This window comes from Longimonas sp., assembly GCF_046498435.1.
Lineage (GTDB): Bacteria > Bacteroidota > Rhodothermia > Rhodothermales > Salinibacteraceae > Longimonas.
Window position 1 is genome coordinate 1 of the sequence record NZ_JAWOAR010000303.1, and the last position, 16318, is coordinate 16318.

Annotated in this window: 11 protein-coding genes; 6 read left to right on the forward strand and 5 right to left on the reverse strand. The window is 57.2% G+C overall.

The annotated features are described in order from the left end of the window. Together R6U20_RS11690 and R6U20_RS11695 are read left to right on the forward strand one after the other, a co-directional pair. A partial coding sequence (locus R6U20_RS11690) for a hypothetical protein (RefSeq protein WP_410338035.1) occupies nt 1–180 on the forward strand: 180 nt, incomplete at its 5' end. Between the two features lie 396 nt (nt 181–576). After that, nucleotides 577–1641 carry a hypothetical protein gene (locus R6U20_RS11695; protein ID WP_410338036.1) on the forward strand — a complete coding sequence of 355 codons (1065 nt, stop codon included), beginning with the start codon at nt 577–579 and terminating at the stop codon, nt 1639–1641. Between the two features lie 18 nt (nt 1642–1659). On the opposite strand, the gene pncA is transcribed toward R6U20_RS11695, so the two are convergent. After that, nucleotides 1660–2283 carry a bifunctional nicotinamidase/pyrazinamidase gene (gene pncA, locus R6U20_RS11700; RefSeq protein ID WP_410338045.1) on the reverse strand — a complete coding sequence of 208 codons (624 nt, stop codon included), beginning with the start codon at nt 2281–2283 and terminating at the stop codon, nt 1660–1662. An 80-nt stretch (nt 2284–2363) separates the two neighbouring features. Between pncA and R6U20_RS11705 the strand changes: the two genes are divergently transcribed. The 3 genes from R6U20_RS11705 to lanM all read left to right on the forward strand — a co-directional run bounded on the left by R6U20_RS11705 (nt 2364) and on the right by lanM (nt 6593). Beyond that, a complete protein-coding gene (locus R6U20_RS11705; protein ID WP_410338037.1) occupies nt 2364–3836 on the forward strand; it encodes an aldehyde dehydrogenase family protein in 1473 nt (490 codons plus the stop codon). A 205-nt stretch (nt 3837–4041) separates the two neighbouring features. Next, a complete protein-coding gene (locus R6U20_RS11710) occupies nt 4042–4587 on the forward strand; it encodes an NHLP leader peptide family RiPP precursor (RefSeq protein WP_410338038.1) in 546 nt (181 codons plus the stop codon). 38 nt (nt 4588–4625) lie between these two features. Next, nucleotides 4626–6593 (forward strand): type 2 lanthipeptide synthetase LanM, encoded by a 1968-nt coding sequence (lanM, locus tag R6U20_RS11715; protein WP_410338039.1) that lies wholly within the window; start codon nt 4626–4628, stop codon nt 6591–6593. 655 nt (nt 6594–7248) lie between these two features. On the opposite strand, the gene R6U20_RS11720 is transcribed toward lanM, so the two are convergent. The 4 genes from R6U20_RS11720 to R6U20_RS11735 all read right to left on the reverse strand — a co-directional run bounded on the left by R6U20_RS11720 (nt 7249) and on the right by R6U20_RS11735 (nt 14564). Next, nucleotides 7249–8310 carry a fasciclin domain-containing protein gene (locus R6U20_RS11720; RefSeq protein ID WP_410338040.1) on the reverse strand — a complete coding sequence of 354 codons (1062 nt, stop codon included), beginning with the start codon at nt 8308–8310 and terminating at the stop codon, nt 7249–7251. 61 nt (nt 8311–8371) lie between these two features. Beyond that, nucleotides 8372–9883: a SusD/RagB family nutrient-binding outer membrane lipoprotein gene (locus R6U20_RS11725; protein ID WP_410338041.1), complete on the reverse strand. Its 1512-nt coding sequence runs from the start codon at nt 9881–9883 to the stop codon at nt 8372–8374. Nucleotides 9884–9996: 113 nt separating this feature from the next. Beyond that, entirely contained in the window at nt 9997–13203 is a 3207-nt protein-coding gene (locus R6U20_RS11730) for a SusC/RagA family TonB-linked outer membrane protein (RefSeq protein ID WP_410338042.1), read from the reverse strand. 479 nt (nt 13204–13682) lie between these two features. Then, on the reverse strand, nt 13683–14564 hold the full coding sequence (locus R6U20_RS11735; protein WP_410338043.1) for a bacteriorhodopsin: 882 nt from the start codon (nt 14562–14564) through the stop codon (nt 13683–13685). Nucleotides 14565–15025: 461 nt separating this feature from the next. On the opposite strand from R6U20_RS11735, the gene R6U20_RS11740 reads away from it, so the two are divergent. Further along, a complete protein-coding gene (locus tag R6U20_RS11740; RefSeq protein ID WP_410338044.1) occupies nt 15026–16186 on the forward strand; it encodes a carboxypeptidase-like regulatory domain-containing protein in 1161 nt (386 codons plus the stop codon). Nucleotides 16187–16318 lie beyond the last annotated feature (132 nt).

The window sequence follows — 16318 nt, forward strand, 5'->3', positions numbered from 1 at the left end:
AAAATATTATGCCATCACATGAATATAGATATTCATGAGGTAATTAAAGCAGCATCAACTAAACCTTTTGGTTTACTGAATGGGGCTGTGGACAAGCGCATCTACGAGAGCATGGATCATATCGTCAACAACGACGAGCGCGAGGCCGTGCAACAGCTCCTGCAGGCGGTGGTGGCGTAGGCCGTATGCAGTGTCGCGGTGTAGGAGACAACGATGCCGATAGGCAGAAACTTGCACATAAAAGCAAGACCGGATATATTGACAGCAGGGATAAAACCCACAGTACACGACAAAACCTGAGCGAGTCTTCACAGAACCGGCATTCCCACGCCCCCGGCATGTCATCCCGAGCGCAGCCGAGGGATCTCCCCGGAATCGGCGGAATCAGACCGGAGAGAGACAGCGATCCGCCCCTGTTTCCGCTCGGCTCAAAGAGATTCTTCGTACAACAGGCATGACCTCCGGCCCTCGCTGCGCTCCTCAGAATGACAAAAATCCGAGTGTGTGAAGGGGCATGTGAGTTTTGTCATGTACCATGGATAAAACCAAGTCTCAAACAATGGTCAAACCATGTCTATGCGCCACTCACTGCCGTATCTGCACGCCGTTCTGCTGGGCATCACAACCGCTACCTTACTACTTGTGGTAGGATGTGGGGAATCTGGACCGTCTGAGTCTGTGACCGAGCATACGATCGAAGACGTTGCGCGCTTTGCGGGGGAGCCTGATTCGCTCATCGGGAATATCTCTTCCGTCGCGGTGGCTGAAGACGGCGATCTGTTTGTTCGCGATGGGACGACCATCCACGCCTTTCGGCCCGACGGTACGCATCGCACTTCATTCGGCCGCGAGGGCGAAGGGCCGGGCGAGATGCAGTTTCCGGTTGCGATGAACGTGCGCAACGACTCCGTCTTTGTTGTCGATTTAGCGAAGCAGCAGCAGGTGGCGTTCACCACCGACGGGGCGTACGCGGGGCAAGTGCCCATTCCGGTGCGGGGATCGCAATACGCGTTTGGAGCGGGTGGGCACATTGCTGCTGTAGCGGCCTCTGCTCCTGATTCTACCGTTGCTGTGTACGATCAGGCTGGCAACGAATTGTACCAGGCGGTCACACCGCTCCAGGAAGGACGTGTTAGGGTGAACATGCAGGAGCTCCGATCCCAGATCGCGTCGGGAGAGGTGCCTGATGAACTGCATGCGATGTCAACCGCTGCGGCGTTGGATGCCAACGGGGGCCTCTGGTTCGTGCGCCCCTCGAAGGCAGCGGTGATGCGCTACACACCGTCGGGAGCACAAAAGTGGGCGCAGCCCCTCGATCTGCCCGAAGCCGACCGCATCCGCGATGCGTTTTTCGAAGCCAACGCCGCACTTGAGCGTTCCAATAGCATTGTATCGCTCCAGTACCTCCGTAGTCCCGTTTCTGTCGACGATGCGCTATGGCTTATGGTTGGGGTGCCTGAAGATGAACCTGCACAGATTATTGTGATTGATGACACGGGCACACTTCGGCACCGCATTCGCATCCCAGATGCAGCGGGTGCGCGCTCGTTTGCACTATCGCCCAGTCGGGAGCGCATCTACTTGAGTATCACAAACCAGGTACAGATCCTAACTGCCCCGGTCCCAGAGGCGCTTCGTTAAGGCGTGCACTACGAACTGTCAACTCGCCAGCGTATGCGCGGCGCCCGAGGACACAATCTGCACGCCCGCGCCAGTCATTTCCTCCCACGCCGCCGCCAGCGAGCCATCCTGGTCGATGCCGCGCGTAGCGTCTTCGACCACGTACACCTCGAAGCCTTCGTCAACGCCATCGGTGGCGGACCACTTCACGCAGAAGTCGGCGGCCAGGCCCACCACCACGAGCGTATCCACGCCGCGCTCGTGCAGGTAACCCGTGAGGCCGGTGGCGGTGGTGCCGTCGTTTTCGTAGAACGCTGAGTACGAGTCGATTTCGGCACGAAAGCCCTTGCGAATGATCAGGTCGGCGCGGTCGGTGTTTAGGTCGGGGTGGAAGTCCGCGCCCTCGGTGCCCTGCACGCAGTGGTCGGGCCAGAGCACCTGCTCGCCGTACGGCATCTCGACGATGTCGTAAGAATCGTGCTTTGCATGCTGCGAGGCAAACGACTGATGCTCGGGTGGATGCCAGTCTTGCGTGCAGATGACCGCGTCGAAATCGTCCATGAGCGCGTTTACGGTGGGAATAATTGCGTCGCCTTCGGGCACGGCCAGGGTGCCACCGGGGCAAAAGTCGTTCTGGATGTCGACAACCAAAAGGGCCTGCATACGTTCGGTAGGTTGGTACGTGTACATGTGACTGTGCTATCTACATGCACGGTGTTCTCCCTCTTTTTTTCCAGTGCCTTATGGAAACGTTACGAACCACGCCCTCCACGTCTGCGAACGGACAATCGGACCGGCAAGCGCCCCCGGCGACACGTATTCAGCATGCGTTTGAGGCGCAGCAAGCGCATCGCTCCGTTGTGCGCGCTCAAGATGCCGAGATGCGTATCCAAAAAATAAAACGGCTGCACGACCACGTGTGGGCACGGCGCGACGAAATTCAGGCAGCCATGTACCAGGATTTCCGGCGTCCGCCGACCGAAAGCGCCATGAGCGATGTGAAGATGATTGCCGAGGAGGCGCAGTTTGCGATGAAGCATCTGCGCAAGTGGATGTCGCCGAAGCCGGTGCCTACGCATCGCATGCTGGTGGGCACAAAGTCGCACATCGAGCCAACGCCAAAGGGCGTGGTGCTGGTTATGTCGCCGTGGAACTATCCGTTCATTCTTACGCTGGGGCCGCTCATCAGCGCGCTGGCAGCAGGCAATAGTGTCATCTTGAAGCCGTCGGAGTACACGCCGCACAGCAGCGCGCTCATGGCTGATATGATTGAGCAGCTGTACGACCCGCGTGAGGTGACGCTCTTTCGCGGCGACAAGGAGGTGGGGCAGGCCCTGCTCGATCAGCCATTCGACCACTTCTTCTTTACCGGCAGCTCGGCGGTGGGGCGCATCGTGATGAAGGCGGCAGCCGAGCACCTGAGCTCCGTAACGCTGGAGCTGGGCGGTAAGTCGCCCACGGTGGTGGATGCAAGTGCCGATATTGAGCACGCAGCGCGCACCATCATCTGGGGCAAGTTCTTGAATGCGGGGCAAACGTGTATTGCGCCCGACTACGTGCTGGCCGAGCGGTCGATTCGCGACGATCTGTTGGATGCGATGCGGAGTGCCCTCACGAAATCGTACGGGCAGACCCCGAGCGAGCGTCAGCAGAGTGCGGACTATGCGCGCATCGTGAATGAGCGGCACTATGAGCGGTTAAGTGATGCGTTAGACGAAGCCATCGATGCAGGTGCCTGTCTCGAATACGGCGGCACCGTAGACGCCCGCGAGCGCTACATCGAGCCCACTGTACTGACCGGTGTGCCCCATACCACGACTCTGATGCAGGAGGAAATCTTTGGTCCGGTTTTGCCCGTGCAGCCGTTCGACCACCTTGACGATGCCATTGCCGCTATCAACACGCGCGAGAATCCGCTGGCGCTCTATCACTTCACGCAAGACGACGAGGCTACGCGCCGCCTGCTCGACCACACGCAATCGGGCGATGTGTGTGTGAATGATGTGATCGTGCACTTCATGAGTCCGCATCTTCCGTTTGGCGGAGCCGGACACAGCGGGATTGGCGCGAGTGGCGGCGAATACGGCTTCAAGGAGTTCTCGAATCAGCGGAGCGTGTTGCGCCGCACCGGCGCCTCGGGACTGATGCAGCAGCTGTATCCGCCCTACGGAAGCGTCACCAAGAAGCTGGTGGACTGGCTGCTGCCGTGGGCGTAGTGGAGGTGTGGAAGGGGGGAAGGGAGAAGTTTGGGGATGCAGATTGCAGTGGCTTCCTGAGGCGTCTGATGTAAGGGGAAGAGCACGGCATGTCCGGTTAGTGTAGGATTTCTCGCATTGGCTTATACATTAACTTCACAGTGCCTCCAACGCATGGTGGAGAGCAGTGGCCCATCCTGTTTCGTCCAAAACCAGCGAGAATGTTATGCCTACATCAGGAGATGAAAAACAGAACGGTTCAGATACGAGCCGCCAGGGAGGAGCAAGCTCACGCCGTCGGTTCTTGCGGCGATCCGCATCGGTTGTGGGGGCGGCGTCGCTCGGAGGAGCAACCGCAGCCTTTGCAGCGTCGGGCACGGAGACAGGCTCGGGCGATGCGTCACCTATGCAGAACAAGCCGCGTCGCTCTGAGATTGAGGCGCGCATTATCGCAAACGCATGGCGCGACCGCCGCTACAAACGCCGGTTGATGTCGAACCCGCGCGAGGTTATAAGCCGCGAGATCGGTACGGAAATTCCGCGCGATGTGAACATTCGGGTGCTGGAAGAGGAGGAGAACACGCTGTTCTTTGTTCTGCCTCGCAATCCCAATGACTACAGCGAGAGCGAGATGAATGCCGAGGAAGCCGTGCTTTTGGCGGCCGGTATTCGGTTCGATACGCCCTGCGACTCTATTGCGTCTGCGCAACCCGCGTGGTTTATCGAGCTCGGCTACGAGCCGCGCAGTCGCGATGTAGACCCGCTGCGGTAGCTGTAGAGCAGTTCGAACAGGTTCTCAAGTCAAACGGTATGGAAACCAGAGACCAGATTCATCCCGTGTGGAGTACGGTTGCGGCTCGGGCCCGCTCTATCACAGAGCGTAAGACCCGGGCCGATTCTGCTGGCGCAACCGATCGTCCGCGTGCCAACGACATTAGTGCCGAGCGCATGGAACGCTGGCAGAGCATTGTGGCTCCTGAGCATCCCGCGTTGTTTCGGGAGCGGCTTCAACTGGACGGCCTGACGTGGAGCGATGCGCGTGCTCTGGTGGCGCCCTGCGAGGGCACCACGGTAGATGCGCTTCCGCTCTGGGCGCTGGAGTTGGCTACGGCATTAGAACAGCATTCAGGGCCGGGCACGAAGGCCGATCGATTCATGTCAGATCATGCCCGGATTCCGTTTCAGGAGGCGCTGGCCCCGTTTGTGCGGTATGCTGGTGCATCCCTTGAGGCTAAACATCCCGATGACACTCCATTAGTCGCACCGTCTGCACAGGCCGACCTGGAGCGTGAACTGCTCACGTGGCTCTGTACCCTTGCTGCGCAGGTGCTCGTCCATGAGTTTGGGCTCTTCCGCATGCAGCGCCAGTCGCCATACGAACAGTTCAGTACGCAAGAAGATGAGAGCGACGCGCTTTATCAGGCCTTCGTCCAATACCTGTGTGCGGGGGATTGGCGTCCGCTGTTTCAAGAGTATAGCGCGCTGGCGCGTCTGATTGGAACCGCTATGATCGATTGGGTGGATCGGTCCGTCGAGCTTCTGGAGCGGTTTGTGCAGGACCACGACGCCCTTGAGTCGGCGATGGGGCCATTCGGCCGACTGGTTGCCGTTCGCCCGCTCACCGGAGATCGCCACAATCGCGGACGAACGGTGCTGCTATTAACCGGAGCCACCGGGCAGCAGGTCGTCTACAAGCCACGGAGCCTGGGCATGGAAACCCACTTCTACGCGCTATTGCAACGGCTTACTGATCATGATTCGTTGCTATCTCTGCGTACGCCCACAGTGATCAACCGTGCGTCATACGGCTGGATGTCGTTCGTTCACGATCGTCCGTGCAAGGACAAGGCTGGGCTCACGCGCTATTATCGTCGCATGGGCATGCTGATGGCGGTGGTTTACGGTTTGAACGGCATTGACTGCCATATGGAAAACCTGATTGCAGAAGATGAACATCCCATTTTGGTTGATGCCGAAACGCTCCTCTATCCCGTACCGCGTCAGGTGGAAGGACGTAACGAGGCGCCTGATGGCTCACGCTCTGTTCTCTGGACCGACTTCCTCCCGTGGGAAAAAGCGGAACACGACTCCGATATTAGCGGCTTTTCCGGTGGGGTTGAGCCTGTTGAGCTTGACGACGTACCGACCTGGTATGCCCCGAATACGGATGCGATGGCCCTTACCAGCGGGACGATGACTACGCCTCAACACGACAACACCCCGCATACGAGCACGGGGCAGGCCGATCCGAACGCCTATCAGAAGGATCTGCGAGAAGGGTTTGTCGAGATGTACCACGTATTGATGGAGAGAGCGCCCAAACTGTCTAACGATCCATGTTGGCGAGGATTTAAGGAGCAGCATACCCGCTACCTGCCGCGCTCGACCGAGACGTACACAAATGTGCTGATGCGGAGCCTGCACCCTGCTGCGCTACTCAGCGGCGCTGACCGCGATATCGAAATAGATGTGTTGAGTCGCGCGCTTGCCGAGCGCACGCAGAAAAAGTGGATCTGGCCCCTTATTCAGGCTGAGAAGCGGGCCCTGCGGCGTGCTGATCTCCCGTTCTTTACGGTGCCGGTCAACGATCAGGCTTTATCCGTACCATCAACGGAATCAATCGATTCATTCTTTGAAACGTCGGGGGTGAATGCGGCAGAGGAGACGCTACGCAGCCTTAGCGAAGAGGACCTTAAGGAGCAGTTGAGTTGGATCGATCGTGCATTGGACCCCCAGAAGAAAGAGCGTCCCGAAAGTCAGGCACGCGAAACGTCCTGAGAACGGATTGTGCCCTACATGTCCTCGCTCTTGAACGTGTAGAAGCGTTTGTTTAGAACTTTACCATCATCCCAGACAGATGCCGGCCTCGGGGCGCTGCGTGCGGCGGCGCTGTGTCTTGACGCGTAGAGAAGAGAGGGCAGAAGGCTCTAAGGACGGGTTGTGCTATAGGTTCAGAAGTCGCACAGCCCCCCAACGCCCGTCATCCAGATCCTGAATCGAGTTCAGGACAGGCAAGGCGCCCCTGGCGCCGCTGATCCGGAGCCGAGCGAAGCGAGGGCCGAAGGTCATGCCCGTGGTACGCACGAAGTAATCCATTCGCCGGTTGAGGGCGAACTCACGCCGCTAACGTATCCCTCCATTGGGGCATGGATCCCAGATCGTCGCTCCGCTCCGTCTGGGATGACGGTGTGGGGGCATAAACAAGCATTTCGGTATGTTCAACAGCGATCATATGTATAGCACAACGCATTCTCAGGAGACGCAGAAACACTTTGGTGTGGACGCAGGGGCTGGTTTTCTGAGGTGACTGTCCGTCTAACCGTATAGCGACTACAAAAAAGCAGGCCCCTCGTGCTCGAAAGCACAAGGAGCCTGCGTTCAAATTATGCACGTATTGACTCAGGACGCGACCGCCCTGTGCCGTGCAGCGGTGTTACTCAGCCGGAGTGAGCGTCGCGTCGTCCGACACCGGTTCGTCGTCGCGCTCATAGGGCGTATCGGCATCGGCATACATGACGACCGATACGTCGGTCTCATCTTCCACAGCGGAATCCAGTTCCACGGTCACTTCATTCACAATGCCACCTTCGATATCTTCGGAGACGCCCAGGATATTGCCGTCAGCGTCTTCGATCGCGGCAAAGCCGCCGTCTTCCGGCACGTACACGCCATCGACGGTTGCGGTGGTCACATCGTCTTCCACAACGACAGCCTGATCAGACATATCGACCGAGGCCGTGGGCGGAAGCAGCACGGTGTCGATTTCGTGCAGCGCCACATCGTTAGCCACGGGGATGTCGGTAGCCGTGACAGTAGCATCGTTAGCTGCACCGTCAACAGACACAGCATCGCCGTCAATGCTGAACGAGAGCGGATAGGTTTCACCATAGAGCGTTCCCACTTCAGCGCCATCGCTAATGTCGCCCGAAGGCACTTCAGCAGCCAGCACGTGATACGTCAAAATGTCGGCGAGCACGCCCGGAGCGGGGAGTTCTTCCAGATCGGCAAGCACCGCCTCAAAAGCGTCTTCGCTTGGAGCAAAGACCGTAATGTCTGAGGACTCTCCGAGCGTTTCAGCCAGATCGGCTTCGTCGATGGCCGCTTCGAGGCTGGGATACAGGCGCTCGGCTTGCGTCACGATATCAACAAGCACCGCACTCACTTCGAGCGAGCCATCGTACTCCTCCCCATCGTCAATGTTGATGGTGTAGGTGCCCGCTTCTTCGTAAGTCACGTCCACAAATTCGCCTTCGCGGCGAACGTCGTAGTCGGGCTCAACGGGCCCTTCAACATCCCATGTGTAGTTTTTCTCGATGGTGAAGGCTTGTACGTAGTACTCGTACGTGCCGGGTACAGCCACTTCTTCAGCCGGACCGATAATTGCGAGATCCTCGCCCGGCTCCCACCCGATGTTCTGGGAGGAGTCGTCGCACGCGCTAAGCGTGCCTGCCACGACAAGCAGCAGAGCGAGTCGTAAGATGGTACGAAAGGTCATGTTCATGGGTAATCGTGCTAAAATGAGCAGAGGGGAAAAGGCAGGGGTACACCAGAGACGGTTAGTTGACGTCCCACCACAGCTTCGTGGCTTGAGAGTCGCCCTGGTCCCCAGTGAGTAGGCTGATGCCTTCTTCCAGGTTTGCCCCGTTGAGGTTGGCTTCGTCGGTCGGATACGTCATGCGAACGGATACAGCAGGATCCAGCTCGTCAACAGCATCAACCGCAGCACCACCAGCAGGCTCGCGTACGATGCCTTCAAAGTCGAGACGGCGCCACTCAGCCCATCCTTGAACGCCTTGCATGTAGAGCGCAAGCCACTTCTGTTCGCCAATTGACTGGCGCCAGTTTGCTGCGTCGTAGGGCACTTCGTCGATGTAGTCGTCAATGGCCTCCTGGTCAGAGGCGCCCCAGAAGTCCATCGAGGAGCGGATGCCCTCTTCGTAGAACGTGGCTGCGTCGCCGCTGATAAAGCCGCGCTCGGCTGCTTCAGCAAGGGCGAAGTAGACTTCGTCTTGCAACATCAGGTAGGCGGGCGCATCAGCAGCCGTTACGTCGCTGCCCGGACGCGAGAAGCCTCCCTGCGAGTAGAGAGACTGGGCTGATCCTTCGGTCAGTCCGTAGGGATATCCAACAAACTCACCATCCACCGATTCCGCATAAGCGGAGCGGCGCGGGTCATCATAGTCGTTCATGTAGTCGAGCAGGTTCTCGGTTACAGCCCAGTCATCGCGCCCTTCGATCTCGTAGTTTTCGTAGATCGGGTTCTGGTAAGGCGGCGAGCTATCGAATGCGACATAGGCACCGTCGTATTCCGAGGGGCCCCCGAGAGCTTGCATTGCACTGTAGGCGTCATCGACAACCTCCTCTGCAGTGTAATCCGCAGTTCCGCCATCCACATCAGACATGCGTGTGGCGACGCGCAGCTTCAGAGCGTTTCCGAAGAGCGCCCACTGCGTCATATCTCCGCCAAAGACGACATCACCTTGCAGGGCCGCAGCATCTGTGTTGATACGCCCCAGCGCATCGTCAATCATAGTGAGGATCCCGTTGTACACCTCTTCTTGTGAGTTATACTCGGGAACCGGGTTCTCATTGCCTCCGATTGCTTCATCGAACGGGATGGGACCCCACATATCGGTCATGACGTGATAGGTCCACGCCTGCATGATTTTCGACATGGCGATTTGGTTGTCGTTGTCGCCAAAGGGAGCCGCCTCTTCGGGAGCATTCTCGTTCAGGTCAATGATCTCTTGGAGATCCTGAATCGCGAGGTAATAGTCGCCCCACATGCCGTTCAGCACGCCCGACCGTTCTTGCGGGAAGCGATAGCGATCTTCCGCGGTGTATTGGTTTTGGGTCCAATACTGCGCGTAGAGGTTGCCAAAGCGGCCCAGGGTGAACGCCCCCCAGTAGGTTTCGGCAATGTCTTTGGTCGCGTTGGTAAAGAGGTAGTTAGGCCGAGCTTCCGAGGAGGCATTAGGGTCATCGTTGATATCCGTTAGGTCGCAGCCGGTAAAGAAGATGGCTACGCATAACAGCCCAAGCGCAAGGGTTCGTTTGATTGCGTACATTGTAGGGTGTAGGTCTTAGCAGTAGGAGAGCGGATAAGGCGCACAGCGGCGGGCTCCTGCTCAGGCACAAGCAGTGCGATCCACAGGAGCCCGCGACCATGCCGCGCCATGCGTTACAGCTGCATGTTCAGCGAGAAACCATAGGTACGCTGCGGCGGAATCTGGCCCGCCTCAACGCCCTGTACGTTGGTTGCGCTGAGTGCAGTTGCCGGGTCAAAGTGCGGCGTCTTCTTGTACAACGTAGCCAGGTTGCTGCCCTGGAGCCGTACCGTCAGGTTCTGAATCGGTGTGCGATCAAACCACACATCTGGAAGCGTATAGCCAATGCTCACAGACTGCAGCTTGATGTGCGTGGCATCGAAGGTATTCGCTTCGTTATTGCCAAAGAAACCGCTAATGGAGAACGCATTCGGATCTACCCGACCGGTCCATTCGACGAGTTCGCCATTTTCGTTTTCGTAGACGCCATCGGGCACGATACCTACTTCGCGGACATCGCCCTCAACGGTTTCCTCTACAAGACCGCTGTACATGCCGAACATGTTGGTCACGGAGTAGATGTTACCGCCTTTCTGACCGCTTAGTGAAGCACTCACGTTCAGCGACTTGTATGAGAACGACGTTTGCAGCCCGGCCGTCCAATCCGGCGTGTAGCTGCCGAGCGATTTGGGCGCGCTCGTCACGGGGATACCATTCGAGTCGAGGATGATATTGCCTTCATCATCGTACTCATACCCTGTTCCATAGAGCGTGCCGTATGGCTCTCCAACGCGTGCTACCACGTCTGGACCGAAGGGCGTTCCTCCAATGGTGTAGCTTTCGAGGCCAAGATCTTCATCCAGTTCAATGACCTCGTTGCTGTTGGTCGCCCAGTTCACCGTCACGTCCCAACGCATGTCTTCATTCACGATGGGCGTTCCATTCAGGGCCAGCTCCACACCTTGGTTTTCGATCTCACCCGCATTTACAAGCAGCGATTGGTAGCCGCTGGCACGCGAGACCTCCACGGGCAGAATCTGATCGCGCGAGATGTCGCGGTAAGCAGATACATCCAGGCCAAGGCGATCTTCAAACAGGCCCAGTTCCAGCCCGGCCTCGATCGATGTTGTGATTTCCGGCTTCAGGTCCGGGTTATTCAACTGCCCAGGTACCGACTGCACCGGATTGCCCCGAAAGGGAATAGCCTGATCGTATGCAGGAAGCAGTTGATACGGATCGGTGTCGTTACCAACCTGCGCCCATCCAACACGCACCTTTCCACTGGAGAGTAGATCGGTATCTTCAAACGTGTTCAGATCGCCGAAGACAAAGCTTCCGTTGATCGACGGATAGAGGTATGAGTTTTCCCCTTCGGGAAGCGTCGAACTCCAGTCGTTGCGCAACGAGCCTTCTACGTACACCAAGTCATTGTACCCAACTGTAGCATTTCCGTAGGCTCCCACCAGCTTGCGCTCTTCAAAAAAGTCGGTGATGCTGGGGCGACTAATCGAGTTCTCCAACGTGTACACTTCGGGCAGGCTAAGACCGCCCTCTGTGTTGCCGATGCTCAGGTCATAGCTATTGTACCGATAGTCAGAGCCGGCATAGGCGTCAAGGCTGAATTCATCTGACAGCTGCGTGTTGTAGTCAGCCTGAACATTGGCGTTGACTTCGCGCACCTGGCGAATTTCTTCGCGGTACTGATCCTGAATGGTGGATCCAACTGCAACGCGCTCCTGGCGCCGATCGGTGTAAATGTCGGAGCGGGCGTTCGTCGACAATTGAAGATCATCACTTACATCGTACGACAGCCCAATTCCTCCGTAGACGCGGTCGTTCTCATCTTCCTGGAAGTTGTTGAACTGCACCCAGTATGGGTTATCGAAGTAGATCAGGTCGCCTGCTTCAGCGCCTGCTTCGCCTCCGGTCCAGTTCCAGCCGCGCTGCGAGCCATCGGGGCGCTCGTAGTCGGTCATAGGGCTCCCATCGCCCAGTTCAAGCTGGCGCTGGCCAAAGTGGTTGAACTGCTGGAACACATTGCGACCGTCGTATCCGGTACCCGGACGCCCTTCGCCCTGCGTGTTCGTGTAGGTGGCTTGCAGGTTCGTAGACAGCCGCTCGGACAGATCGAGCGAGCCGTTGAAGCTCACCTCGTTTCGATCGAGCGAGCTGTTGGGATATACGCCGTCTTCCATCACATTTTTGACTGAGGCGCGATAGTTGAAGTTCTCGCCTCCTTGCGCAAATGAAACAGAGGTATTGAAGACGGTACCTGTGTCGAAGTAGTTTTCTACGTTATCGGGGTTCGCTTCCCAGGGCGTCGTTTCGCCGAAGAGACCGTTCACCTCATCGTAGCTGTACCACTGACGCACTTCGCGGCCGTCGAGGCGAGGCCCCCACGACTGGTCCGTGCCAAAATCGACGACATATTGCCCGTCGCCGTTCATGCTGAACGGACGCCAGGAGCCCCCACCGTATGTGTTCTGGTAGTCGGGCAAGCCATAGACTTGCTTCGTGCTGGCACTGGTATTCACGTTGATCCCAATGCTTCCCTCGGCGAGGCCTTCGCCACTTTTCGTGGTAACCTCAATCACGCCGTTGGCCGCTCGTGCACCGTACAGTGCAGCCGCGTTAGGTCCTTTCAAGACCGACACCGACTCTACGTTGTCCGGGTTAATCATCTGAGCGGCATTGCCATAATCGTATCCTCCTCCACCTCCTGCTTGACCTCCCGAAGTGAAGTTGGAGTTGTCGAGTGGCGTGCCGTCGACGACGATGAGCGGCTGGTTATTGCCTGATACCGACCGGGCCCCACGCAGCAAAATGCGTGCTGAGCCGCCCATGGAATTCGAAGTCGAAATATCAGCCCCTGCAATTCGTCCTTGCAGGTTACTCATAAAGTTTGTTTCACCAGTGCCCGAAATGTCATCGCCACTGACTTCTTGGACGGAGTAGCCAAGCGAGCGCTCATCGCGCTCAATGCCAAGCGCAGTAACCACGACATCATCGAGTTGCACCGCGTCGGGGGTAACCATAATCTCGACCTCAGTGGTTTCGCCTGCCTCTACGGTAACAGAGGTTGACGTACTTTGGTAGCCGAGGTACGACACCGTGAGTGTGTAATCGCCGGGTTCGATGCCGCCGAGTTCGAATGCGCCCTGTGCATCGGTCGCGGCGCCTTGCTGCAACTCGTCAATTACGACGTTTGCCCCAGGCACGGTCTCCTCCGTCTCAGAGTCAAGCACCGTTCCGGTTATGGTGCCATCTTCCTGCGCCCAAGCCGCATTCCCAACGCCCAGCAAGGCGAAGACAAGGATAGTGAAAAAAGTGGTTCGTAACATGACAGCATAGGTACCAGTGAATAAAGATGACCAGAAAACGTCGCGAAGTGAATGGACATGATGCTTACCCCAACAGAGACGTCCCGCGTCCTTAATCTGAACCCGGCGTTCATCCTGGGAAGCAGCCTGTACATGCAGCACTTCGTACGAAACGTTCCTTTAAATCTGCATAACACGCTGTAGAACGTAGCCTGCACGTTGCACAACATTCAAACGATAACGCCCAGTTAACCACTATTTCATGTAACGCTTTTCTGCTTCTTGCTCCTTAGCAGGCTAAGGCCCTCTCGTTTTAGTGTGCTCTCATCTCAAATGGTAAGCGCTCTACACAAACACAAAAACGCCTCTTCCGGCGCAGTGCCGGAAGGGGCGTTTTGTTAGTAGTTGACGGTGATGTCTTGCGGGAATGATATACCTCAAGCCCCGTCAGTCTGTATTCGTAGGGAAGACCCCTACCATTACATTCTACTTCAGATCATTTAGGCAGCTGTTACTCCTTCGCCCATCTGCTCCCAATCGTATCCTTCCGCTTTGCTGATTTCCTGAGCAACGAGCGTCAGATAGATGCCGTAGATCACCTTCGATCCAACATCGGCAACGGTGTAGGTCATGTGGCGGCCCACAACGGCGACTTCACTAAGGGCTGGCTCCGTGAATCCACCGAAGAGGTAGGGCATCAGGTAGGCGCCCGGGTAGAGCATCCACGTGACGAGGAACAGCGTCCAGATAGTGCCGAGGTACTGCTGCGCCTTCGCTGGAATGCCTTCTTTTCCTTGGCTAATCACCTGCTTCATCAGGTACAGAATGTGGAAGAAGAAGACCGTCGAAATCGTGCCCCAAACGAAGAACAGTGTCGGATTCGTGACTTCGTAGTACTGGCCTACATATCCAGTCAAGATCATACCCGTACCTGAGAACCAGAACTGGTTACGTACCGAGCTGAAGCTGCTGGTTGTAAGCGTTACCACAAACAGGATCTGGAACAGCAGCATCGGCACGTCAATGAGCCAGTTCAGATACCGGTACCCGTTGTTGAACAGGTCGCCCGTATCGGTTGAGCTCAGCATGTACGCTGCGGCTTCTGTGTCGTAATCAAACGCACTGATCCAGTTCTGCTGCTGTACAAGCAGAAGCAAGAAGGCCGACACCATGACGACGACCGACAGTACGCTCGATATCCGAAACTTGCGCTTCACCGTCTTGATGGTGAGCACGAAGTACAGCAGCCCCGCCAACATGACAGCGTAGCCCAGCGTCAGCACGTGGGCCGACAGTTGGTAGGCCATCTCCGAATAGCCGGACTCTAATCCTACGTAATTCTCGAAGGTTGCATTCCCAAGTTGTGCTATTAGTTCTTCCATTATGTTACGCCTCTCGTTTGTTCGATGGGTGATGACAGGTGCAGCACCGGATTGCTACGCCCTTATGATACCTTCTCTACCCCTGACCGATCAACTCCAAAAAGTAACTTTATCGTTTTACTATACGTAATATCTGTCCATGAACACATAAGTCTCCTTCTTCCATTCCCCACCAATGCACATATCTATCCGACCTTACAGGTTACTCACATCTGTATCACGGAATTGTAATCGATGTGCCATCTCTGCCCCCTTCCCGGCATACCGGTAGCGCTTTCCTTGAGGCACGATCTTCCATCCTCTCCGCCGTGCATGTGCGTCCCACGCAGGCACACAGTCAAGTACACGGGATTCAAAGCTAAACGGCCCAACGTATGTGTAACTTTGCTTCTGTGATTCCGTCTTATCGGTAGCTGGTTGGCCCTTTTCCGGTTAACCCTTTTCTTTCGCTGCGTTGCCTTATGATGTCGTATCGCCTCTTTTTCACTACGTTGCTGCTGGCAGTTGGTACGCTTGCAGCCTCCCCCAATGCCCACAGCCAAGCACGTGGCACCACCACGCTTGTAGGCGTCGTCACTGACGCGGAGACCGGCGTCCCGCTTCCCGGTGCCAATGTGATTATTGCCGGATCTACGCGCGGCGCGGCCGCCGACGAAAACGGGCGCTACGAGATCCGAAACGTGCCTATCGGTGCGCAGCGGCTCTACGTGTCGGTCGTCGGCTACGAGGCGGGGACGCGCAACCTGAATCTACGTGAACCCGGAATTGAGGTCATCGACTTTGCACTCACACCGGCTCCCATCGACATTGGCGAGGTAGTTGTGGAAGCCGAGCGCGACGAGCAGTGGCTCCGCCGATTCGAACGCTTCAAAGAGGCATTCATTGGCGAGACGCCCAACGCTGCCGATGTGGAGATCTTGAATCCGGAGGTGCTTAGCTTCTCGGGTCGCGTTTCGAACCTAACTGCTTATGCAGCCGAGCCGCTCGAAATCGAAAACAACGCGCTGGGATACCGCCTCACCTATTTCCTGAAGGACTTTCAGACGACGCGGTCGCGCACTCGGTGGGACGGCGAGCCGCTCTTTGAGGAACTGGAAGGCTCAATGCAGGAACAGGCCGCGTGGGACCGCCGCCGTCGCGAGGCGTATCTGGGCTCTTTTCATCATCTGATGCTGGCGCTCTTAGCCGAACAGCCTGAGGAACAGCAGTTCCGACTTTATCTTCGCCCGATGACCTCTACACCTGCTGTTTCCGACGGTCCATTTGCGCCCGCCCCCCAGCTAAGCGGACAGCGCTTCCCACTAAGCGATTTGTCGGAGATTCTGGAGCCTGGCGAAACCAACGATGAGCGCCTGCTCGATTTTCAAGGTGCTGTTGAGGTCGTCTACACCGGAGCCACCGAATCCGATGCCTACCATGCCTGGCAGCAGTCGCGTCAGCAGCAGGGCGGAAGGCGCCGCGGTGAGCGGTTCCAGACGTCCCAAATCTGGCTCGAACAGGGTGCTGCAACCATTGACTACAAGGGCGATATCGTGGATCCGTACGGCGTTACCCGATCGGGCTATTTTGCTTTCAAACGGATTGCCGACCAACTGCCCAAGGAGTATCGCCCGTGGCTGTAGTGCTCTGCCACAGGTCATTCTGTAGGTTAAACCAAGATGGATACGCGTGTCGTGTTGGGTCTTCATTGGCCTGGCGCTGGCGCTCGGCCCGGGCTCTGCGTTGGTCCGGCGGCGGTGGGCGCAGGTAGGGGC